Here is a 23145-nt window from a genome sequence, read left to right as displayed (position 1 = left end):
CGAGCTCAGCAATGAGAAAATATTATTATCTGTCGAATTGGATCGGATTTATCGATGCCGTTTACTCTGAAGCAACTGCGCTATTTCGTGGCCACCGCCGAAACCGGCAGCGTGACCCTCGCGGCCCAGCGGGTAAATATCTCCCAACCCTCTGTTTCCGCAGCGATTGCCGAGCTCGAGACACGTTTCGGCGTCGACCTCTTCGTCCGCCACCATGCCCAGGGCCTCAGCCTCACCGCCGCCGGGCGTGAGCTGCTGACCGATGCCAAGAGCCTGCTTGATCATGCCGACGATGTGCGGCTCGGCGCCATGGGATTGGGCCAGGACGTGGCGGGCGAGCTTCATATCGGCTGCTTCCAGACCGTGGCGCCCCTGGTCCTGCCGCGCCTCATCGGCACACTCGCCGTCGCTCACCCCGAGATCAGCGTGAAACTCCACGAGCATCATGTGCAGGGCGTGCTCGACGGGTTGCGCGCCGGCGAGTTTGAATTCGCCCTCACCTACGATCTCGGCCTCGATGACGATATCGAGTTCGACTCTCTCACCGAGGTGCCACTGCATTGCATTCTCGCCAAGGATCACCCGCTCGCCAAACAGAATGCCGTCGCCATCGCCGACCTCATCGCCTATCCGATGGTGCTGCTCGCCTTGCCACACAGCCGCGACTATTTCCTCTCCATCATCTATGGCCTCGGCCTGCAGCCGCGCGTGGCTTATGAGACGCCGAGCTTTGAGATGGTGCGCGGCCTTGTCGCCAACTCGGATGCCTTCTCGATCATGCATTCGCGGCCTTTGAGCGACTGGTCCCTGGATGGCCGCCGGCTCGTCTTCCCGCCGATCAAGGAAAAGCTGCGCCCGACGCGCTTGGGCCTCGCTCGCCTTAAGAAACTGCGCCCCACCAAGCGCGCGCTGGCCTTCGCCGAACTGTGCCGCAAACACTTCGCGTCAACGCGTTGAAATGCCGCGTATGGTTAATTGTTGGGCGGCCACAACAAATAATACACTCGGTCAGCAACGCTACTAATTGAGCGCTGCAGTGCAATAGCCCCTGCCCATGGTAGTTCCTGCCCTGGCTGCCCCCACTCTTACTCTTTGATCCGGCTGCAAAAGTTAACGCCGTCTTTACATTTTCTTTACGCCGCGCATACTTCCAGCCATCCGATTGGCGGGAAATCGACCGATATGAGTCGGCAAAGGACCCCATCCATCCGGATGGGGTCGGGTCAGCGTGGAGCCAACGGCGGGGAGTGCCGCCGCGCAAGACCGCAAACTGAGGGGGTTTATCATGGCAGTACCAAGTCATCATGAGGAGGACGTAAAAGTCCTCCACAGTATGGGTTATTCTCAAGAGCTTTCCCGCCGCATGGGCGGGTTCCAGAACTTCGCGATCTCTTTCTCCATCATCTGCATCCTTGCCGGCGGCATCGGCGCCTACACCGTCGCCTTCGGCGCGGCGGGCGGCGGTTCGATCGGCATCGGCTGGATCGTCGGCTCGGTGTTCGCTCTGCTCGTGGCAGCCGCCATGGGTCAGATCGCCTCCGCCTATCCAACCGCGGGTGGTCTCTATCATTGGGGTTCGATCCTTGGTGGCCGTGGCTGGGGCTGGGCAACTGCCTGGATCAACCTCATCGGCTTGCTCTTCGTCGTCTCGTCCGTGAACTATGGTGTTTATCTGTTGCTGCGCGACCTCGTTCTGGTCGGCGTCTTCGGCATGGACCCCGCGATGTTCACCGGCACCCATCTCACCATTGCCGTCGCGATCATCACCTTCACGCAGGCAGTCTTGAACTATATGGGCATCAAGGCGACCACGATCCTGACCGATTTCTCCGGCTATCTGATCATGGGCGTGTCGTTCGTCCTGATCGCCGGTCTTTTGATCGGTTCGCCGGTACCGCTCGACTTTTCCCGTCTGGTGACCTTCACCAACAACACGGGTGATTTAGGTGCCGGAACCTGGCCGGCGACGGGCAGCTTGATGTTTGCCTTCATCCTTGGCCTGCTGCACGTGTGCTACACGATCACCGGCTTCGATGCTTCGGCGCATACGTCGGAAGAAACCCGTGACGCGCAGCGCGCTGTGCCGCGCGGCATGATCACGGCCGTGTTCTGGTCGGCTCTGTTCGGCTGGTTGCTTGTGGTGGCAGTGCTGCTTGCCATGCCGGACATGACCGAAGGTGCGGCCAAGGGCTGGTCGGTGTTCTACTACGTCCTCGAATCCAACGGCATGCCGCATTGGATCAAGGATCTGCTAGCCATCGGCATCGTTCTTGCCAACTACCTCTGTGCCCTTGCCGGCATGACCTCGCTTTCGCGCATGATCTATGCGTTCGCGCGTGACGGCGGCATCCCGGGTGCGTCGAAGTTCCTGCGTCAGGTCAGCCCGAAACACCGCACTCCCGGTGCGGCAATCTGGGTTGGCGCCGGCTTGTGCTTCATCCTGGGTTGGGTCTGCGGCGCTGATGCCAACGCCTATATCGTCCTGGCGTCTGGTTGTGCGGTGTTCCTCTACGTCTCCTACATCATGCCGATCGGTGCGGGCATCCTGGCCGAAGGCAAGAGCTGGACGAAGAAGGGCCCGTTCAATCTCGGTGTCTGGTCGAAGCCGGTTGGCGTTCTGGCCGTTCTCGGCGGCGCCGTGCTCGCCTTCGTCGGCTTCCAGCCACCCTACCAGTTGGTGGGTCAGTTCCTGGCTGCTGCGATCGTGCTGCTGATCGTGATCTGGTTCGCGTTTGAAAAGAGCCGGTTCCCCGGTCCGCCGCTCACCGAAGCGGATGTAAAGGCACGTCAGGCTGAAATCGCCAAGGAAGAAGCGGCGCTGGGTGGCGCTGGCTGATCCCACAACAAAGCGAATATCATCTGGGGAGGCAGTGCAAACTGCCTCCCTTTTTCTTTTCCAGCTTGACCTTTCCATGGGGCAATCACACACTCCGGCCGCACAATCCTCCGACCTCGGGAGAGACTGGCACGGCCGCAAAAGAGACGCGGCCGGATCGGCGCCGAAGGAGCAACCGCCCCCGGAAACTCTCAGGCAAAAGGACCAGGTCGGAACCGTCATCTCTGGAAAGCGGGCGACGGACGTCGTCGCCTCACCGACGGAGTAAACCGGGCATCTTTTCCTTAGATGCCCCGGCGAATCTCTCAGGTCTCAAAGACAGAGGGGGGCTGACCGGCAGATCTTTCGCCGGCCGCACCAACCCGACGTCGGGGAGCCACACTTCGCATTCCAAGACATCATTGCCGCAAGCTTGAGCGCGGCCTAAATTCCAATTCATAGATCGAACAGGGGGAACACAAATGCCGTTGAAACCGGAACAAGTCAAAACCGTCGCACAAGCCAAGAAGATCGTCGAGGAGCGGGGCCTCACCCATGTGAAGGTCGGCGTGTTCGATGGCGATGCCATCCTGCGCGGCAAATACATGTCGAAAGCCAAGTTCTTTTCCGCCCTCGAAGGCGGCTTCGGCTTCTGCGACGTGGTGCTGGGCTGGGACAATCAGGACCAGTTGATCGACGGCCTCAACTATACCGGCTGGCACACAGCCTATCCCGACGCCTGGGCGCGCATCATCCCGGAGACCTGCCGCGATCTGCCGATGGAGGATAACGGCCTCCTCTTCATCTCGGAATTCGTCAACAAGGCGGAAGAGATCTGCGCGCGTGGGACACTGCGCCGCGTCCTCGCCAAGGCCGCCAAGATGGGCTTCGACGTCTATTCGGCCCTTGAGTTCGAATTCTTCATGTTCGACGAAACGCCGGAAAGCATCCGCGAGAAGAACTACAAGAACCTGACGCCGATGACCCCCGGCTGGTTTGGCTATTCCGTCATCCGTAACTCCGTCTGGTCCGAGCTCTACCAGGACATTCTCGACATGTGCGAAAAGATGCGCATGCCGATCGAAGGACTCCACACCGAGACCGGCCCCGGTGTCCTTGAAGCGGCACTCGGCGTCACCTCGGCTCTCGAGGCCGCCGATCGCGGCGCGCTCTTCAAGACCTTCATGAAGGTGCTGGCGCAGCGCCGCGGCCTGATGGCGACCTTCATGGCGAAATGGTCGAACTCCTATCCCGGCCAGTCCGGTCACATTCACATTTCCTTGAAGGGCAAGGACGGCAAGGCCGTCTTCCATGACCCGAAGAAGCCGCACAACATCTCCGACAAGATGCGCTGGTTCATCGGCGGCCAGCAGACCCTGATGCCGGAAGTGCTTGGCATGGTCTCGCCCACCGTCAACTCCTACTCGCGCCTCATCCCCGGCTTCTGGGCGCCGACCAACGCCACCTGGGGCGTCGAGAACCGCACCTGCGCGCTTCGCGTCATTCCTGGGTCGGAAAAATCGCAGCGCGTCGAATACCGCATCGCCGCCGCCGATTGCAATCCGTACCTGGCCCTGGCGGCCGCCATTGGTTCAGGCCTCTACGGCATCGAGAACAAGATCGAACCGATGGCTGCCATCGTCGGCAATTCCTACGAGATGAAGCATCCGGCCAAGCTCGATCTGCCAACCACCTTGTGGGACGCTGCCCAGCGCCTGCGCAAATCGAAGGCCGCGCGTGAACTGTTCGGCGATGCCTTCGTCGAGCATCATGCCGGCACCCGCGAGCATGAGGAGCGTGAGTTCCGCAAGCACATCACTGATTGGGAATTGTCGCGCTACTTCGAAATCATTTGATCTCATCTGCAGCGCCCGCGAGTCCGGCTGGACACGCGGGCGCTATTCTTTTTCAAACACCCCGAGGTTACCTATGTCCGCCACCCAGAAAACCGTCACGCCCATCGACAATTCCGTCTATGTCGAGCGTCCTTACAACACTCAAGCCGAAATCGCCGCGATCCTGAAGGCTGCCGCCAAGGCGCAGATCGACTGGCGCAAGGTGCCGATCGCAGAGCGGGCCAAGATTCTGAACAAGGCGGTCGATGAGTTTCTGAAGGGCAAGGACAAGCACGCCGAGGAAATCACCCGCCAGATGGGCCGCCCGATCACGCAGAGCCCGTTCGAAATGCGCGGCTTCGAAGAGCGCGCCCGCTTCATGATCAATCTGGCACCGGAAGCCCTGGCCGACGTTTCTTTCACCGACAAGCCCGGCTTCACCCGCGTGCTGCACCGTGAGCCGCTGGGTGTCGTCTTCATCGTGGCACCCTGGAACTATCCCTATCTCACCTCCGTGAATGGCGTCGTTCCGGCGCTGATGGCCGGCAATGCGGTCGTCTTGAAGCACTCCGCCCAGACCCCGCTCTGCGCCGAGGATTTCCAGGCCGCATTCGATGCCGCCGGCTTGCCGAAAGGTCTCTTTCAGCATCTCGTCCTCACCCATGACGATACCGCCAAGGTGATCGGTGCCCCCGAAGTGGCCTATGTCAATTTCACCGGCTCGGTCAGCGGCGGTCATGCCGTGCAGCAGGCGGCGCTCGGCAAGTTCATGGGCATGGGGCTTGAGCTCGGCGGCAAGGACCCGGCCTATGTCCGCGCCGATGCCAACCTCGCCCATGCGGTCGAGAATCTGGTCGATGGGGCCATGTTCAATTCCGGCCAATGCTGCTGCGCCATCGAGCGCATCTATGTGCATGAGAGTTTGTACGACAAATTCGTCGACGGCTTCGTCGACCTCACCAAGAAGTACAAGCTCGGCAATCCGATGGACAGCACCACCAATCTCGGGCCGATGGTACGTACGTCGGCCGCCGAATTCGTGCGCGGCCAGATCGCTGATGCAGTGCAGCACGGCGCCAAGGCCCTCATCGACAGCAAGCTATTCCCGGCTGACAAGGCCGGCACGCCGTATCTCGCCCCGCAGGTCCTGGTCAATGTCGATCATTCCATGTCGGTGATGGCGGAAGAAAGTTTCGGCCCGGTCATCGGTATCATGAAGGTGAAGAATGACGAGGAAGCCGTGAAGCTGATGAACGACAGCAAATACGGCCTCACCGCGGCGCTCTGGACCTCGGATGAGATCGCCGCACGCAAGATCGGCAACGAGATCGAGACGGGGACCGTCTTCATGAACCGCTGCGACTATCTCGACCCGGCCCTGGCCTGGGTCGGCATCAAGGATTCCGGCCGCGGTGCAACATTGTCCCGCGTCGGGTACGAGATGCTGACAAGGCCGAAGTCCTTCCACTTCCGCACGCAGATCTGAGCGCCGCACCTGATATGTTCGTCATGCCCGGGCTTGACCCGGGCATCCACGCTTTCAACTGCACCAGTGGATCCCCGGGTCTTCGCCCGGGGATGACGATTTTGGAAGCCTGGCAATCAAGCGTCACCCCACCGCCACGCGTGATTTATTTTCCTAACCGTGGCACACTCGGCCTTCATCAGGGGACGATGAATTTTGGCCGATACCAATCATACGCAAGTTGTCGTCATTGGTGGCGGGGTGGTCGGTTGCGCCATCTTCCGGCGTCTCGCCATGTGCGGCCTCAAGCCCGTGCTGCTGGAGGCCGGGCGCGATCTGCTCTCCGGTGCTTCCAAGGGCAATAGCGCCCTCCTTCATACCGGCTTCGACGCTCCGCATGGGTCGCTGGAGCTCAGTTGCATGCAGCAAGGTTACCGCGAATATCTCGAGATCCGCCAGCAATTGGGTCTGCCGTTGGTGAAATCCGGCGCCGTGGTCGTGGCCTGGAACGAGGAGGAGTTAGGAAAGCTCGACGACATTGTCGCCAAGGCCCATGACAACCAGGTGACCGATGTCGCCCGCATCGACCGCGATGCCCTGCGCCGCCTGGAGCCCTTGCTTTCACCTAAGGCGCTGGGCGGTGTACATGTGCCGGGCGAACATATCATCGACCCTTGGTCGGCGCCTTTGGCCTATGCCCATCAGGGGCTCGCCCATGGCGGCGTCATTCTGCGCAACTGCCGGGTGGTGAGCGGCCATTTCGATGGCATCTGGCACCTCGACACCAATCAGGGCGAGGTAACGGCCGATCTTGTCATTAATGCCGCCGGCAATCAGGGCGACATCGTCGAGGCGATCAACCGTCCCGCGCCCTTCAAGATCACGCCGCGCAAAGGTCAGTTCGTCGTCTTCGACAAGCCGGCAGCGCGGCTTCTCAAAGCAATCATCCTGCCGGTGCCGACCGAGCGCACCAAGGGCATCGTCATCTGCCGCACCGCCTTCGGCAATGTGCTGGTCGGTCCCACCGCGGAAGACCAGGAAGACCGCATCCATGCCGAGGTCGACCAGGCGGCACTCCAGCAACTGGTCGCGCGCGGTGCCGAGATGCTGCCGGGCCTTGCCAATGTCGATGTCACAGCGATCTACGCCGGACTGCGGCCAGCAACCCAGTTCAAGGACTACCAGATCATGGCGCAGCCGGACCGGCGCTGGATCACCGTGGCCGGCATCCGCTCGACCGGTCTCACAGGCGCCCTGGGGATCGCACGGCATGTGGCTGACCTCTATGCCGCGAGCTTCGGACCTCTCATCGAGGCTGCTCCCATCTCAACGCCAATGCCCAATCTATGCGAAGAGAACATTCGCCCCTATCAGGAACCACTCGCGACCGAAATCGTGTGCCATTGCGAACTGGTGACGAGGGCCGAGATCGAAAACGCCCTCACCGGCCCCTTGCCGGCCGGCGATATCGGCGGCTTGAAGCGCCGCACCCGCGCCATGATGGGGCGCTGCCAGGGCTTCTATTGCAGCGCCCATGTCATGGCGCTGGCAGAGGATAAACTGGCGCACGAGGCCGCGTCGTGAGAACTCATGACGTGATCATCCTGGGCGCCGGACCTGCCGGCCTCTCCGCCGCCGCAGAGCTGAAGCGCCTCGGTGTCCGGGACGTCGTCATTATCGACCGCGAGCCGCAAGGTGGTGGCATCCCGCGCCATTGTGGCCATACCGGCTATGGCCTGCTGCAATTCGGACGCCTGATGACCGGACCCGATTTCGCCAGGCGATTGGTCGACCGCGTGAGCGATCTCGATCTCCGCCTCGGCCAGACCGTCCTCAAGCTGGAACCCAACGGCCGCCTGCAGGTGACCGGCCCCAGTGGACCTGAGAATTTGCAGGCGCACAAAGTCCTCCTCGCAATGGGTGCGCGCGAAACACCTCGCAGCGCAAGGCTCATCTCCGGCACGCGGCCCTGGGGTGTCATGACCACCGGCGCCCTGCAGCAATTCGTCTATCTCCATGGCAAGGCACCCTTCCGGCGGCCGCTCATCATCGGTTCGGAGTTGGTCGCTTTCTCGACACTCCTCACCTTGAGCCATGTCGGCGTGAAGCCGGTGGCCATGATCGAGGAGCGCGCGCGCATCACCGCCCGGCGGCCCGGCGATTGGGTAGCGCGCATCGGCTTCGGCGTGCCAGTCCTGACCGGCTGCACCGATCTCAAAATCATCGGCACCGACCTGGTTGAGGCCCTGAGCTTCCAGCGCCGCGGCCAGGCAAGGTCTCTGGAGTGCGACGGCATCATCTTCACCGGCCAGTTCCGCCCGGAGACGGCCCTTCTCACGCAAAGCCATCTTGAGATCGATCCCGGCACCCGCGGTCCCGTCATCGACCAGTTCTATCGCTGCACCGATGCCAGCTATTTCGCCAGCGGCAATCTGCTGCGCGGCGTCGAGACCGCAGGCCAATGCTACCGCGAAGGCAAGTCCGCCGCCCACGCCATCCACGCAGCACTCGGCGACAAGCTGGCACCACCCACGGCACCTATCCGCATTGAGGCCACTGGCGCCTTGAGTTACGTCTATCCGCAGCGCCTGACCGGCCGCGGCCCCTATGACCCGCTCTTATTCAAGGCGCGGGCGGGCGTTGCCACTACGGGCACGTTGCGCGTCATTGCCGATGGCCGCGAGATCTGGTCGCGCCCGATCCGCGTGCTGCCTGAACGGCGCATCGCCTGGCGCGTGCCGGCGATCGACCTCAGCGGCGTGCATCATCTCACCGTCGATCTACAACCGCGCAAGTGACCCCATCAACCATGTCCGATTTCGTCCTCGCCATCGACCAGGGCACCACCGGCACCAAGCTCCATCGCCTCTATACCGATGGCCGCTTTCAAACGCTCGAAAGCTTCGAGCATCGCCAGATCCTGCCGCAGCCCGGCTGGGTCGAACATGATCCGGCCGAATTGATCCGCCATCTCGATTCCTGCCTGGGAAGCACCACGAGCGTCAAGGCGATCGGCATCGCCAACCAGGGTGAAACGGTCGTCGCGTGGGACGCCCGCACCAAACGCCCGATCTACAATGCCATTGTCTGGCAGGATGCCCGCACCAATGACGTGATTGACCGACTGAAGCAGGAAGGCCATGAGGAGACAACATTGGCCCGTGCAGGTTTGCCGCTCGACCCCTATTTCTCAGCCAGCAAACTGCGCTGGCTCCTCGACCATGTCGACGACGCCAAGCAGCTTCATAAGCAAGGCCGCCTGCGCCTGGGCACCAGCGACAGTTTCTTCCTCGACCGCCTCGTTGGCGTGTTTGCAACCGACGTCACCACCGCCTCACGCACCAGCCTGATGAATTTGGAAACGCTGCAATGGGACCCTGCGCTATGCGACCTTTTCGGCGTGCCCATCGACTGCCTGCCGGAGATCCGCGCCACCACCGATGATTTCGGCACCGTCGGCAAGGCTCCAATCACGGCCAATGTCGTTGACCAGCAGGCAGCGTTGTTCGGTCATGGCTGCCGCAAGGCAGGCGATGCCAAGATCACCTTCGGCACCGGCGCCTTCGCTCTATGTGTCACCGGCACAAGACCCTTGCGCGATGTGGCGAGCGGCCTGCTGCCGACCATCGCCTGGCGCCTTGGGCAGGCAGAGCCGGCCTACGCTCTCGACGGCGGCGTCTACAATGCTGCCTCCGCCGTCAATTGGGCACGCAGCCTCGGCCTTTTTGCCGACTATGCCGAGATCGATGCGTTCGAGGCCGAGAGCGCCATCTCGCGCAATCTTGCCTTCGTGCCGGCGCTCAGCGGTTTGGGCTGCCCCTATTGGGATCGTTCAGCTGCCGGCCTATGGCTGGGCCTCGGCCTCGACACCAGCAAAGCCGACATGATGCAGGCACTGCTCGAAGGTGTCGCCTTGCGCGCAGGCGAAGTCATCCAGGCCATGGCCCGCCTTGCCCCCATCGGCGGGCGCATCTCGATCGACGGCGGTCTTGCCAAGAATGCTTACTTCGCCAGCTTTGTCGCCAATGTCCTCGAGCGCGAGATCGTGATCCCCGCCAGCACCGAACTCACCGGCCTCGGCACCGCCCAACTGGCGTTGATAGGCGCTGGCTTGGCGACACTGGAAACCCTGCCGCCGTCACCGGCACCCAAAGCGCGCCTTGCCGCACAGAACAAACTCCCCGACGAACATCGTATGAAATTCCGCACAGCCGTCGGACGCAGTCGGAATTGGCGGTGACGTCAACCAACAATACTCTCACCCCCGCGGGAGAGGGTTAGGGTGAGAGGGCGGCACGATCAAGTTCGTTGACGGCCCTCATCACCAAAAACTACGCGTCGCGATTTTCAAACATGTAGATGTCGACGCCGCCTGTCGCAAATTTCCCAAGATCGTCTACGGCGGTTTGCCCGGCCGGGCTCGCTAAACCTTGTTGGAGTGCCGCCAGATCATCAAAATGCAACACGGCAACCAGATGATATCCGGCGGGCCCGGCGGGCGTCACCACCGCTCCCTGACTGATCTCATACTTGCGCAGCCCCGGCACTTTCTTGGCGATCGGTATGTGCGTCTGGGCATAGTATTTGTCGAACGCGCTGGTGTCCGTTGGCGTTTTATACATCACAACCAATCTAGCCATGTCGTTCCTCCCGAATATTTTTTTAGATTTTTCCAGCTTGCACTTCCGCGTCACCTCGTCAATCGGACGGCGACCGGTACACCGGCAAATTCATCCCAATGGCCAAGTCTCCCGCCATTCGTTGAAAACATGCATTCGTTGGCAAGCAGCCGCATACCCCGATTTCGCCACAATCCGGTCCTGCTTTCGCCCTTGTCGCCACCGATCCTCACGACCGGGGGACATCGACGGAAAGGGGCGCCATCATGCGCAAACAACTTCTGCTGGGCCAAATTCTGCTCTCAGCGACACTCATTCTCTCTGCCTGCAATGGCGAGCCAAAACAGACCGCGGGAGCAGGGTCAACTTCTACGACGAGATCGGAAGCGACTGTCGGCACGGGAGCTGCTGCCACTGCAACAACAACCGAATCTGCGCCTGCGCAGCAATCCAAACTGTCGGCCGAGTCAGATGTGCTCGGCATTCAGGGCGCTGCGGTGCCAGGTACACCGCAAGACTTCAACGGCGGATTCGCAGGCGCTACGCCGGTCACACCGTATGCTGTGCCGCAGCAGAACACCGAAAACTACGCCCACACCGACGATAGCCCGATCAAACGTGTCGCCGAGGCGCCGGTCTCGACCTTCGCCATCGATGTCGACACCGGCTCCTACGCCAATCTGCGCCGCTTCCTGATGAACGGGCAGAAGCCACCTGCCGACGCGGTGCGCGTCGAGGAGATGCTCAATTACTTCACCTATGATTATAAGGGCCCAAGGGACGAGAGCATTCCCTTCCGCGCCGACGCCGACGTCATGACGACACCGTGGAACCCCAACACCAAGCTGCTGCGCGTTGCGATCAAGGGCTATGAGCCAGCGCGCGATCACCGGCCGGCCGCCAATCTCGTCTTCCTCATCGACGTTTCCGGCTCAATGCAGGATTCCGACAAACTGCCACTCTTGAAGAGTGGTATGAAAATGCTGGTCGATCAGCTGGAGCCTGATGACAAAGTCACCATCGTCACCTATGCCGGTGCTGCTGGCCTGGTGCTGGAGCCGACGTCCGGCCAGGAAAAGGAAAAGATCCGCGCCGCCATCGACGGTTTGGAAGCCGGCGGCAGCACTGCCGGTGGCGAAGGCATCCAGCTTGCCTACGCCAAGGCACGCGAAGCCAAAATTGGCGACGGCATCAACCGCATCTTCCTGGCGACCGACGGTGATTTCAATGTCGGCGTCACGGACATCGACCAGTTGAAAACGATGATCGAGGAGAACCGCAAATCCGGCATCTCTTTGAGCACGCTCGGCTTCGGCGAAGGCAATTACAACGATGCGCTGATGGAACAGGCGGCCGATGTCGGCAATGGCAACTATGGCTATGTCGACTCGCTCAAGGAAGCCAAGCGCCTGCTGGTCGACGGTTTGCAGGGCAACATGCAGACCATCGCCAAGGACGTGAAGGTCCAGGTGGAATTCAACCCCGCCATCGTCGCCGAGTACCGCTTGATCGGCTATGAGAACCGCGCCCTCAACCGTGAGGATTTCAATAACGACAAGAAGGATGCCGGCGAGATCGGCGCAGGTCACACGGTGACGGCCCTCTATGAAATCGCCCTCGTGGGCTCGAAGGGCCTCAGCGTCGATCCGCTACGCTATCAGGATGAAGGTGCCGTCCCCACGGCCGGCACCGACCGGGACACCAGGGCCGATGAGTTCGCACTTTTGCGTCTGCGCTACAAGGCACCGGAAGGCGACGTCTCGCAGCTCATCGAAACGCCGCTGCCCAGTGCCTGGCTAACCCGCGCCACAGCACCCAATGCCGACGACAAATTCGCCGCCGCTGTCGCGGCCTTCGGCCAGTATCTCAAAGGCGGCGAACGTCTCGGCCAATTCGATCTCGCCCAGATCGCCAGCCTCGCCCGCGATGGCCGTGGCGAAGACGAAAGTGGCGCCCGCGCCGAGTTCATCGAACTCGTCGAACTGACCAAGGCCATGGGCGGGTCGTAACGAGCGTCCCTTGTTACTAGTCGTCATGCCCGGGCCAACTCTTGAATCGAGAACGGCCGGGCACCCACACTCTCAACTGCCGCAGTGGATCCCCGGGTCCTCGCCCGGGGATGACAACTGAATAGAGACGCAAAAAATACCCCTAGACACCATCATCGCAATAAGATCAAATAGAGAACAAACACACGTTAGGCGCGCATAACTAAATTACGGTACCGTGGGCTCATGCGAAACATAAGCTGGCAATTCTGGGCGTTGATCGGCGTCGTCGGTATCGTCCTTGTGTATTTTCTCGCCCAACATTATCCCGACACGCTCGGCAACGAAGACAACCGCATGCGGCTGATCTATCTGCTTTGCGTGCTGGCGGCCGTCGGCGGCGGCTTCTTCGCACGGCTCCGCTACGATACCCATCGCACCTTGGCGCAGCTTGCGATCTGGGTGGCACTCTTTGCCGGTCTCATCCTGGTCTATTCCTTCCGCGGCGAATTTGGCATGCTCGGCAATCGCTTCACGGCGGAACTGATGCCGCTCGATGGTCGCACCGAAGGCGATCGGATCATGAGCTATCCGGTATCGGAAAACGGTCACTATCAGGTCCGTGGTATCGCTGACGGCGTAACGCTCGGCTTCACCATCGATACTGGCGCCACTGAAGTCGTGCTGACTCCCAATGCTGCCGAACGTCTCGGCTATGACCTTAATGAGCTGACCTTCTCGCAGGTTGCGGAGACCGCCAACGGTTATGTTCGGGGCGCTCCCATCGTCATTGCCGAGTTTCGCCTCGGCAACATAATCGTCCACAACCTGCCAGCCACGGTTAATGAGGTCGACATGTCAGATTCTCTGCTCGGCATGGAATTCCTGCGGCGGTTGAAGTCCTGGCACGTCGAGGGCGAGCGCATCACGCTTGAGCAATAGCGCTCACCGCTGCAGCACCTGCCGGCACACGGCTTCACGCGACTGCCAGCCTTTACGCTGCAGTTCCGGCTCCAGGTGATCGCCTGCCGGAAAGCCCAGGCACAGATAAGCGACGAAGGACCATCCCACCGGTACGTCCAAGGCTGCTGTCGCCTGCGCGGGATTGATGATCGACACCCACCCCAGGCCCAGCCCCTTGGAGCGTGCCGCCAGCCACAGTGTATGAATGGCCAGCACTGCCGAATAGCGCAACGTCTCCGGCATGGTGAGGCGTCCGAGACCGGCCCCTTGCGCCGTCGCCTCGTCGCAAAAGACGGCAAAATGGCGTGGCGCTTCCCGAAGGCCCGCCAGCTTCAACCGCGCATAGAGCTCGGCGCGCTCGCCGTCATAGCACGACAAGGCGGCTTCATTGGCTTGCTGGAAATTGGCGATGATCGCTGCCCGCCGCGCCACGTCATCGACGCTGACGAAGCGCCAGGGCTGGGCGTTGCCGACCGACGGCGACAGGCTGGTGAGGTCGAGCAGATGGTCGACCTGATCGGCCGGCACCGGATCGGTCTTGAAATGGCGCACGTCACGGCGCCAGGCCAACAGTTCTTCGAATTCCGCCTGGAACGCCGCCCCGAATGAATGTTCCGTCATGCCGCCTGCGATTGCTGGTCTAGAAGGGAAACGATCCCCGCCATGATGGCGTTGAGATCGTAGTCCTTGGGCGTATAGACCCGCGCCACGCCGAATTCCAGCAGCCTTTTTGCATCCTCCGGCGGAATGATGCCGCCCACCACCACCGGCACATCAGTAAGACCCAGCGTCCGCATCCGCTCCATCACCTCGCCAACCAGGGCGATATGCGAGCCGGAGAGGATCGAAAGTCCCACCACATGGACACTTTCCTCGAGCGCCGCATTGACAATTTGTGCCGGGGTCAGGCGGATGCCTTCATAAACCACCTCCATGCCGGCATCGCGCGCCCGCACTGCAATCTGCTCGGCACCGTTGGAGTGGCCGTCGAGGCCGGGCTTGCCGACCAGGATCTTGATGCGCCGGCCCAATCGCTTGCTCGCCGCATCGACCTGTTTGCGCACATTCTCGATGGCGACGCTGTCCTGGTTGATGCTGGCCCGCGCCACCCCAGTCGGCGCCCGGAACTCGCCGAACACGCGGCGCAGTGCCTCGCCCCATTCGCCGGTCGTGCAGCCGGCATGGGCACAGGCGATCGACGCCTCCATGATATTGCGCCCCGACCGCGCATCGGCCTCAAGCACCGCCACCGCCTTTGCCGCCGCCGCATTGTCACGCGCAGCGCGCCAAGCCTTGAGTGCCGTCACCTGTTCGGCTTCCGCCTTGTCGTCGATGGCCAGGAATCCGCCGTCGCTGCCGGTCAACAAGGGCGATGGGGCACTCTCGGTATAGCGGTTGACACCGACCACCACCTGATCGCCGGTCTCGATGGCGCCTAAACGGCGCGCATTCGATTCCACCAGGCGCTGTTTCATATAGCTCGATTCCACGGCAGCGACCGCGCCACCCATGGCATCGATGCGCGCCAATTCTTCCAGCGCTTCCTTCTTCAGCGCGTCCACCTTGCGCGTGATCTCGACCGATCCATCGAAGATGTCGCCGAATTCAAGGAGATCCGTCTCATAAGCCACGATCTGCTGCAGCCGCAGCGACCATTGCTGATCCCACGGCCGCGGCAGGCCCAAGGCCTCGTTCCAGGCCGGCAATTGCACGGCGCGGGCGCGCGCATTTTTGGAGAGCGTCACAGCCAGCATCTCCAGGAGAATGCGATAGACATTATTCTCCGGCTGCTGCTCGGTGAGGCCGAGACTGTTCACCTGCACGCCATAGCGGAAGCGCCTGAGCTTTGCGTCCGCAACGCCATAACGCTCGCGGCAGATCTCGTCCCATAACTCCGTGAAGGCGCGCATCTTGCAGATCTCGGTGATGAACCTGAGGCCTGCATTGACGAAGAAGCTAATGCGCCCCACCACTTGCGGGAAATCTGCTGCCGGCACCTGCCCGCTCGCTTTCACATGATCGAGAACGGCAACCGCCGTCGCTAGTGCATAGGCCAGCTCCTGCACCGGCGTCGCCCCGGCTTCCTGCAGATGATAGGAACAGACATTGGTGGGATTCCATTTCGGCACCTCGCGATAGGTGAAGCTGATGACATCCGTGATCAGCCGCAGCGAGGGTTCCGGCGGGAAGATATAGGTCCCGCGCGAGAGATATTCTTTGATGATGTCGTTCTGCACCGTCCCCTGCAGCACGCCGCGCGCTGTCCCCTGCTTTTCGGCCGCCGCGATATACAGCGCCAGCAGCCAGGGGGCGGTCGCGTTGATGGTCATCGAGGTGTTCATCTCGGCCAAGGGCAGGCCGTCGAACAGCGCCACCATGTCACCAAGATGGCTGATCGGCACACCAACCTTGCCGACCTCACCCTTGGCCAGTGGGTGGTCGGAATCGTAGCCGGTCTGGGTCGGCAGATCGAAGGCAACGCTGAGCCCCGTCTGCCCGCGCTTGAGGTTGGTGCGGTAGAGTTCGTTGGAGGCCGTGGCCGAGGAATGGCCCGAATAGGTCCGAAACAGCCAGGGCTGTTCCTTGTTCGCCGATTTGCTCATGCCGCTCCCCGCCCAGTTCAGGTCTTTTGTGCGCCGCAATATAGAGGGATTTCGGGGGAAGGCGCAAGATCAGGCCGAAAGGCGGCATTTATTTGTAATATTATTAGCGATCGTGGCTATTGGTGGTCGTGAGGCGCGTCTTTCGCCCAGTGCGGTAGACCGTCATCGATCTTCAGCCAGGACACGCGATCGGACGTCCAGCCGTGCCCGGTCGGAATGAGGCCGGATGCATCGTCCAGCGTTCCCAGCAGGATACCGATGGTATCGCCGCCGCTCATGTATACAGACGATCCGCAATCGACGCAGAAATGCCGCTGATAAAGGGGCGATGATTGAAAGCCCCTGGCCGTGCCGTGCAGGATCTCAAACTGCCGCACCGGCACCTGTGCCCAGGCCGTCACCGGCGCCCCGCTCCAGCGCTGGCACATCTTGCAATGACAATAATCGACGACAGCGCCCGCAGGATCGATGCGATACCGAAAGGCGCCGCACAGGCAATGGCCGGTGAGAAAGATGCCAGATATCATTACATCTCCGTCCAATCCCCTCTCCTTTCAAGGGGAGGGTTAGGGTGGGGGCATAGGCGAGAATTGTGGCAGAACGGGACCGAAACCGGCCCCCACCCTGGCCCTCCCCCTGAAGGGAAAGGGAGAAGCTCTACACTGCCTTCAACGCATTGAGCACATCATCGGCAAGATCGTCCGCATGCTCAAGCCCCACGGAGAGGCGGATAAGCCCCTCGTCGATCCCCTGTTTCGCGCGCTGCTCCACGGTGAGCCGCTGATGCGTGGTGGTCGCCGGATGCGTCGCCAGCGATTTGGAATCACCGAGATTGTTGGAGATCAGCACCAGCTCCAACGCATTCAGGAATTTGAACGCCGCAGCCTTCCCGCCGGCAAGGCTAAGCGACAGCATCGTGCCGCCAGCACTCATCTGCCGCTTGGCGAGCTCATATTGCGGGAACCCTTCGAGCGTCGGATAGTTCACCTGCGCCAACTTGCCATGGCCCTTGAGCGCCCGGGCGATCTTGAGCGAGCTCTCACTCTGCTTGGCGACGCGCAGGTCCAGCGTCTCCAGACCCTTGAGCAGGATCCAGGCATTCATCGGGCTCAAGCTCGGCCCGGTATGGCGGATGAAGGGCTGCAGCGTCTCGTTGATGTACTTCTCGGAGCCCAGCACAATGCCGCCCAGGCACCGCCCCTGCCCATCGATATGCTTGGTCGCCGAATAGACCACGACATCGGCACCCAGTTGCAGCGGCTGCTGCAGCAAGGGTGTGGCGAACACGTTGTCGACCACCACAGTGGCACCGGCCTTGTGCGCAAGGTCGGCAACCGCCTTCAGATCGACGAGGCGCAGGCCCGGATTGCTTGGCGTCTCAAGGAACACGGCCTTGGTCGGCTTGCTCAGCGCCTGTTTCCATTGCTCAAGATCGCGGCCATCGACGAATTCGGTCACCACGCCCCATTTCGGGAGTATTTCGGCAAGAATGAACTGGCACGAGCCGAACAAGGCATCAGACGCCACGATGCGGTCGCCGGCCTTCACCAGGCTGGCCAACGACGCGAACACCGCCGCCATGCCGGATGAGGTGGCGCGCGCCGCTTCCGCGCCTTCGATCGCCGCCATGCGCTGCTCGAACATCGCCACGGTGGGATTGCCGAAACGCGAATAGACAAAGCGCGGCTGACTGTTGTCGAAAGCAGCCTCCGCCTCCTCCGCCGTCTCATAGACATAGCCGGAGGTCATGTAGATCGTCTCCGACGTCTCCTTGAACTGGCTGCGCGTCTGGCCCGCATGCACCAGCTTCGTGGCCGCGTTCCAACTGGCCTTGATATTCCGTGTCACCGTCATGATCGCCTCGTCCTGGACTGGCCCGCGCACCATCACTGGCATGCGGGCAATAAAAAACCCCGACCGATAAGGCCGAGGCTCGGGCGCCCTTGGGCGCTGTCCTGGACCTTTTAGCGTTTGATTTAACGTGGCCGCAATCCGGCACAAATCACCACGGAGCCCGGCCATATTACCGAGCGTCGGCCGATGTTAAGCCATGACTGAGGCCCGCCTGTCAAGCGGGGGGCGCACAATCCGCTCATCCCTGTTCATCACTGGCACACTTGAGCACCAAACTTACTTTTGCTATCTTTCGCTGCAATGCAATGAGTGGGGAAATCATTTGCCTATCGACCAGTCGTTTGCCGCCGATCCGTCTTTGCGGGTGGCAGCCTCACCGCCGGCAATTCTTGCAAAGCCCCACCGTGTCGACGTCAGCAGCCTGCCCGCCATCCAGCGCGTGCAATATGACGGAGCATTGAGCGAACTCGCCCGGCTCTTTTATATCAATCTCGGCCTGTCGCTCTTGACCCTCGGCTTCTATCGCTTCTGGGGCAAGACCGAGATTCGCCGGTACCTCTGGTCACACACGACTGTGCTGGGCGAACGGCTGGAATATCTGGGCACTGGCCGCGAACTACTGATCGGCTTTTTGAAAACCATCGGCTTTGTCGCGATCCTGCTGGCGGTCAACCATTTCCTGCCTGAGATTCTTGATCTGGAAACGCCCATCGGCATCGCAGCTTGGGTGGCGAGCCTCGCGAGTTTCGGCCTGCTATACCTCGCGGCACAATTTGCTGCGCAACGCTATCGCCTCACCCGCACGGCCTGGTGCGGCATCCGCGGCGGCATGGACGGTTCCGCCTGGGCCTACGCTTTCAAGACCGGCGCGCTCTTTATCCCAGCTGCCGCCATCGGCCTCCTGGTCCCATGGTGGCGCATGTCATGTCTTGACCGCCGCGTTGCTGCAAGCCGGCTCGGCAACATGCGCGCTTACCTTGGCGGCGGCCGCAGCGTCTGCTTCTGGTCATTCATGCTGGGCAGCGCGTTGCTCGGCGCGACACAGTCGGGCCTTGATCCGGCGATCGACAAGATCTCGCATCTGCCGCTGGACCAGACCATGCTGGAGGCCCTCACCCTGCTCTGCGCGGGCGTCACGATCCTGATCCTCGTGCCCATCACCTTCGCCGTCTACTTCGCCAACATGCAGCAGGAATTCTTCAACCATCTGCAAATGGGTGACCTGCGCGTTGGTCAGTTGAGCTTCACCAGCGCTGTCACGCCGCTGGCCATGACCTTGCAGCTGGGCTCGGCCGTCATCCTGCTGGTTGGATCGTTGGGCCTCGCCTGGCCACTGGTCATTCATCGCTGGATCAAATTCACGGCCAACAATATCGGCATCTTCGGCAGCATTGATACCGCCGCACTCAAACAGGCCACCGATGTCATGCCGAAAGCCAGCGAAGGTTTGCTCGAAGCACTCGATCCCGGCATTCTCTGATCAACCGACAATATAAGCGAGGACGATACCTTGACCGACGATCTGAGCACGACACAAGCCTCTTTCGGCCGCGCCACAGGCGTGGAAGTACGGACTCGTTTCGTCTATGACGGGCGCCTTGGCCAACTCTATTGGATTTTCATCAAGAACATTCTGCTGATGTTCATAACCCTCAGCATCTGGCGCTTCTGGGGCAAGACACGCGTGCGTCGCTATCTTTGGGCACATACGTCCTTGAGCGGCGACCGCTTCGAATATACCGGCACCGGTGGCGAACTGTTTATCGGCTTCATCATCGTCATGGTGGTTTACGTCATCGGCTTGATCGCCATTACCGCCCTTAGCGTTGCCGTCGGGCCGGAATCTCCGTTCCTCATCGTCCCAAAATACGGCCTGGGTATCGTCATTCTCTATCTGACCTTCGTCGCCCAATATGCGGCACAGCGCTATCGACTGACTCGCACACTTTGGCGCGGCATCCGTGGCGGCATGACCGGTTCGGCGTGGACGTGGGGCTTCAAAGGCCTGTGGTTCTCAATCCTCTCTCTGCTCTCTTTGACTCTGGCCTGGCCCTGGACGCAAATGCGTCTCCTCGACGACCGCCTCAACAATTCATATTTTGGCGACGCGAAAGCGAGCATCGAAACCTCGTCCCGCACGCTCTACATCCCCTACATTCTTGGCACGATCACCTTCTTTGCCGTCACGGGCATCGTTGGATATTTCGGCTACAATTATCTGATGACAAATTATGGCGATGCGCTGCGGGAAATATTCACGCCTATCGAAAATCCCGAAGACCGAGAGCATATGGACGAATACGGCGCAGCGTTCGCAGCCCTCTATACCATTGTCCTGGGCGGCTACCTCGCCATTATCGTGGTCTCCATTCTGGCGTACGCGGCCTACTACGTCGCTTTGCTGCGGGAAGTCGCCAATAAGCTGAGCCTGGGCGGTTTGCGCTTTGCAACCTCTCTGACCATCGGGCGGTTTATCGGCCGCTATCTCGTCAATCTGCTGATCATCGTCTTTACCCTCGGCTTGGGCTTGCCGATCGCCATCCACCGCACCATGTTGTTCCTGACACGAAATATCGAGGTGATCGGCGAAATCGACGGCTCCGAGATCACACACGCCGATCTGCCCCGGCCGAAATTTGGCGAAGGCCTGTTGGAAGCGTTCGATCCGGGGATAATGTAGGAGGCTACGAGGAATACGCCCTCTCCCTTAAGGGGGAGGGCCGGGATGGGGAGCGCATTCAGTTTCGATCTCGCATAATCGTCACCCACGGGCCCCACCTAACCTCCCCCTGAAGGGGAGATGGATTTAGATGAGATAAGAGGATTATCTTGCCCGAAGATCGCTATTACGATGGCCATACCGCCACCGCTCACCGTGCCCTGATCGCGTTGACCGGCAAGAACCTCGTCATCTCGACCATGGAGATCGCGGAACTGGCGCGCTGGCCGGTTGCCGACATGCGCGTCATCGACGCCAACAAGGTGACCGGAGCCATCAATTTCGGCCGCGTCAGCGACCCGGTGCCGCGCCTTGTTCTCCTCGATTCGCAGCAGCGCCAGGCATTGCTCGCCGCACACCCGCATCTGCGCGACTGGAAGACCCGCGCCATCAAGCGTGGCTGGTCAGTCGGCGGCGCCTGGACATTGGCCGGCCTGCTTATTGCCACCGGCACTTATTTCGGCTGGCGGGACGGCAGCGCCTATCTTGCGCAATTCGTCCCGAAAATCTGGGAACAGCGCCTCGGCGCCCATATCTACAAGGCCCTCACCAAGAATCTCACCGTCTGCGAGAATCCTGACGGCAAGGCAGCGATGCGCGCCTTGGTGGATCGCCTCGCGCCTGCCAATCTCAAGAAGGATTCCGCCCTCAAGCAGGATGGCGTCACCATCGACGTCATTGACATCAAGCTGCCAAATGCGCTGGCCTTGCCGGGGGATCACGTGCTGGTGACCAGCGGTCTCATCGATCTTTCGACCTCACCCGACATGCTGTCCGGCGTCGTGGCGCATGAATTGGGACATCTCGACCTGCGCCATCCCACGCAAGGGGCCATCAGCAATCTCGGCATCAGTGCTACCGTCAGCATCATCTTAGGTGGCTCCAGCGCCGGCGATCTGGCGACGCTGGTGACGGTCCTTTCCTATTCACGCAAGATGGAACATGAAGCCGATGTCCGTGGCCTCGAACTCCTGAAGACAGCCGGCCTCCGCGCCGATGGCATGGCCGCTTTCTTCAAGGTGATGGAAGAGGACAGCAAGAAAAGCGGCGAAGGACTCATCCCCGACTGGTTGCAAAGCCACCCCGGCCTCTCCGAACGCGCCGACTACACCAAGGCCGACAGCACCGGCAACAGCGCCATGACCGACGCCGACTGGCAGAAGGTGAAGCAGATCTGCAAGACGAAGTGAAAGACTCCGCAGTGATCTCGATCATATTGCGCAACCCCATTGAGGGCGATCGGAATGACGACACGGGCAACTGCCACGTTCACAGACACTCAGTCAGGCAAGAAGAGTTCGGCGCAGATCAACCTTGTTGAGTCGACTCTTGAAGTTAGAGTGATGGGGCAAGACAAAATCCTGTACTGGCCCGTGGCCGAAGTCGAAAGCCCTGGCCCCAACAGCTATCTGTCGCAGACCATCCGACATAAATCGGCGCCGTTTCACGAACTCAAACTCGACAGTACCTTTCTCTACGACAACCTCGCAGAGCGCGCCCCGGGCATTGCAGTACGGCGCGAGCTGGTGCCAGATCTTACGCGCGACTGGAAGGCGCACGAGAAGATGTGGCAATCCCTATCGCTTAACCGATGGCGCTCCCTCTGGACCGGTTCGCAAGTACAGCAGGATAGTTATCGCCATCTCATGCACGACAATGCAACACGCCTGGGCATTCTCGTTGTTGTCGTGATCGGCATAGCCTTGTCGGTCTTTTGGTGAATGGCGGCGTGCTGACATGCGCTGCCAGACCATGACCAGCGCCATCCTCTTCAACAGCATGCGCGGTTCCGGACGTGAGGTTCGCCTCACATTTGCAAAAGCTGGGATTGAAATTGCCAGTGCGAATGATGAACCGATAGCTGTCTGGCCCTACATGGCTCTTTCCCGTGTGCCAAGCGACCTGGCTGATGGCATAGAAGTCCGGCTTGCTCATGATGAGATCCTGACACTGAGGATCTTTGACGATGCATCCTCTGCGACTTTGGTGGCGAAGGCACCTGCCCTTCGGCGCAGCAAAGTGATGTACTTCTTGGCCCGCCTCCTGCCGATGCACAGCGAGGGGCATGATCCGGTCAAGGTGGGAATCGCCATAGTTCTCGGCCTCATTGGCTACGGTATATGGGCCGCATGGCACTTGCTTGCTGAGAGCTGGCAGTCGTTCGCCGGTGGATGAGGTGCATCTCCGCCCGGCCGTCATGGTCGGCGAAGGCCGACCACCCACGAGTTTGTCGCCCGTAGTCCTCGAACTCGCGTGAGCCGCCCGTGACAGCGCTGTCTTCTCC

19 protein-coding genes and 3 riboswitches are annotated in these 23145 nt (G+C 61.0%); of the genes, 14 read left to right on the top strand and 5 right to left on the bottom strand.

The window, feature by feature from the left end; genetic code table 11:
* Nucleotides 1-54 precede the first annotated feature (54 nt).
* From AC1DWZ_RS13260 to AC1DWZ_RS13230, 7 genes are all read left to right on the top strand, one after another.
* Entirely contained in the window at nucleotides 55-957 is a 903-nt protein-coding gene (locus tag AC1DWZ_RS13260; RefSeq protein ID WP_477169369.1) for a LysR family transcriptional regulator, read from the top strand.
* A 328-nt stretch (nucleotides 958-1285) separates the two neighbouring features.
* Entirely contained in the window at nucleotides 1286-2836 is a 1551-nt protein-coding gene (locus AC1DWZ_RS13255) for an amino acid permease (RefSeq protein WP_477169368.1), read from the top strand.
* A 107-nt stretch (nucleotides 2837-2943) separates the two neighbouring features.
* Nucleotides 2944-3052: riboswitch (glycine riboswitch) on the top strand.
* Nucleotide 3053: 1 nt separating this feature from the next.
* Nucleotides 3054-3168, top strand: a riboswitch (glycine riboswitch).
* A gap of 129 nt (nucleotides 3169-3297) precedes the next feature.
* Nucleotides 3298-4671 (top strand): glutamine synthetase family protein, encoded by a 1374-nt coding sequence (locus AC1DWZ_RS13250; RefSeq protein WP_477169367.1) that lies wholly within the window; start codon nucleotides 3298-3300, stop codon nucleotides 4669-4671.
* A gap of 73 nt (nucleotides 4672-4744) precedes the next feature.
* A complete protein-coding gene (locus AC1DWZ_RS13245) occupies nucleotides 4745-6136 on the top strand; it encodes an aldehyde dehydrogenase family protein (RefSeq protein WP_477169366.1) in 1392 nt (463 codons plus the stop codon).
* Between the two features lie 195 nt (nucleotides 6137-6331).
* Nucleotides 6332-7699 (top strand): FAD-dependent oxidoreductase, encoded by a 1368-nt coding sequence (locus AC1DWZ_RS13240; protein WP_477169365.1) that lies wholly within the window; start codon nucleotides 6332-6334, stop codon nucleotides 7697-7699.
* A complete protein-coding gene (locus AC1DWZ_RS13235) occupies nucleotides 7696-8913 on the top strand; it encodes an NAD(P)/FAD-dependent oxidoreductase (RefSeq protein ID WP_477169364.1) in 1218 nt (405 codons plus the stop codon). The genes AC1DWZ_RS13240 and AC1DWZ_RS13235 overlap by 4 nt, the downstream gene beginning before the upstream one ends.
* A gap of 11 nt (nucleotides 8914-8924) precedes the next feature.
* Nucleotides 8925-10355 (top strand): FGGY family carbohydrate kinase, encoded by a 1431-nt coding sequence (locus AC1DWZ_RS13230; protein ID WP_477169363.1) that lies wholly within the window; start codon nucleotides 8925-8927, stop codon nucleotides 10353-10355.
* A gap of 91 nt (nucleotides 10356-10446) precedes the next feature.
* Here AC1DWZ_RS13230 and AC1DWZ_RS13225 read toward each other — a convergent pair whose 3' ends face one another.
* On the bottom strand, nucleotides 10447-10755 hold the full coding sequence (locus tag AC1DWZ_RS13225) for an EthD family reductase (RefSeq protein WP_477169362.1): 309 nt from the start codon (nucleotides 10753-10755) through the stop codon (nucleotides 10447-10449).
* Nucleotides 10756-11000: 245 nt separating this feature from the next.
* Between AC1DWZ_RS13225 and AC1DWZ_RS13220 the strand changes: the two genes are divergently transcribed.
* Nucleotides 11001-12743: a vWA domain-containing protein gene (locus AC1DWZ_RS13220; RefSeq protein WP_477169361.1), complete on the top strand. Its 1743-nt coding sequence runs from the start codon at nucleotides 11001-11003 to the stop codon at nucleotides 12741-12743.
* A 225-nt stretch (nucleotides 12744-12968) separates the two neighbouring features.
* Nucleotides 12969-13664 (top strand): retropepsin-like aspartic protease family protein, encoded by a 696-nt coding sequence (locus AC1DWZ_RS13215; protein WP_477169360.1) that lies wholly within the window; start codon nucleotides 12969-12971, stop codon nucleotides 13662-13664.
* Between the two features lie 3 nt (nucleotides 13665-13667).
* On the opposite strand, the gene bluB is transcribed toward AC1DWZ_RS13215, so the two are convergent.
* From bluB to metZ, 4 genes are all read right to left on the bottom strand, one after another.
* A complete protein-coding gene (bluB, locus tag AC1DWZ_RS13210; RefSeq protein WP_477169359.1) occupies nucleotides 13668-14306 on the bottom strand; it encodes a 5,6-dimethylbenzimidazole synthase in 639 nt (212 codons plus the stop codon).
* Nucleotides 14303-16288 (bottom strand): methylmalonyl-CoA mutase family protein, encoded by a 1986-nt coding sequence (locus AC1DWZ_RS13205; RefSeq protein ID WP_477169358.1) that lies wholly within the window; start codon nucleotides 16286-16288, stop codon nucleotides 14303-14305. The genes bluB and AC1DWZ_RS13205 overlap by 4 nt, the downstream gene beginning before the upstream one ends.
* Before the next feature lie 116 nt (nucleotides 16289-16404).
* The gene (locus tag AC1DWZ_RS13200; protein ID WP_477169357.1) at nucleotides 16405-16815 is read right to left on the bottom strand and encodes a GFA family protein; all 411 of its coding nucleotides are present in this window, start codon (nucleotides 16813-16815) and stop codon (nucleotides 16405-16407) included.
* A 130-nt stretch (nucleotides 16816-16945) separates the two neighbouring features.
* Nucleotides 16946-18142, bottom strand: coding sequence for an O-succinylhomoserine sulfhydrylase (metZ, locus tag AC1DWZ_RS13195; protein ID WP_477169356.1), 1197 nt, complete (start codon nucleotides 18140-18142; stop codon nucleotides 16946-16948).
* 90 nt (nucleotides 18143-18232) lie between these two features.
* Nucleotides 18233-18307: riboswitch (SAM riboswitch) on the bottom strand.
* A gap of 157 nt (nucleotides 18308-18464) precedes the next feature.
* On the opposite strand from metZ, the gene AC1DWZ_RS13190 reads away from it, so the two are divergent.
* From AC1DWZ_RS13190 to AC1DWZ_RS13170, 5 genes are all read left to right on the top strand, one after another.
* Complete coding sequence (locus tag AC1DWZ_RS13190) at nucleotides 18465-19622, top strand: YjgN family protein (RefSeq protein ID WP_477169355.1); 1158 nt, start codon at nucleotides 18465-18467, stop codon at nucleotides 19620-19622.
* 30 nt (nucleotides 19623-19652) lie between these two features.
* Nucleotides 19653-20822, top strand: a complete 1170-nt coding sequence (locus AC1DWZ_RS13185) for a YjgN family protein (protein ID WP_477169354.1) — start codon at nucleotides 19653-19655, stop codon at nucleotides 20820-20822.
* A gap of 149 nt (nucleotides 20823-20971) precedes the next feature.
* A complete protein-coding gene (locus AC1DWZ_RS13180) occupies nucleotides 20972-22051 on the top strand; it encodes a M48 family metallopeptidase (protein ID WP_477169353.1) in 1080 nt (359 codons plus the stop codon).
* 54 nt (nucleotides 22052-22105) lie between these two features.
* On the top strand, nucleotides 22106-22582 hold the full coding sequence (locus AC1DWZ_RS13175; RefSeq protein ID WP_477169352.1) for a hypothetical protein: 477 nt from the start codon (nucleotides 22106-22108) through the stop codon (nucleotides 22580-22582).
* Nucleotides 22583-22613: 31 nt separating this feature from the next.
* On the top strand, nucleotides 22614-23036 hold the full coding sequence (locus tag AC1DWZ_RS13170; protein WP_477169351.1) for a hypothetical protein: 423 nt from the start codon (nucleotides 22614-22616) through the stop codon (nucleotides 23034-23036).
* Nucleotides 23037-23145: the final 109 nt, after the last annotated feature.

The organism is Dongia sp. P2_B8 (genome assembly GCF_056404715.1).
The sequence above is the reverse complement of the archived record's forward strand: the minus strand, read 5'-3'. Positions and strand labels throughout refer to the sequence as shown.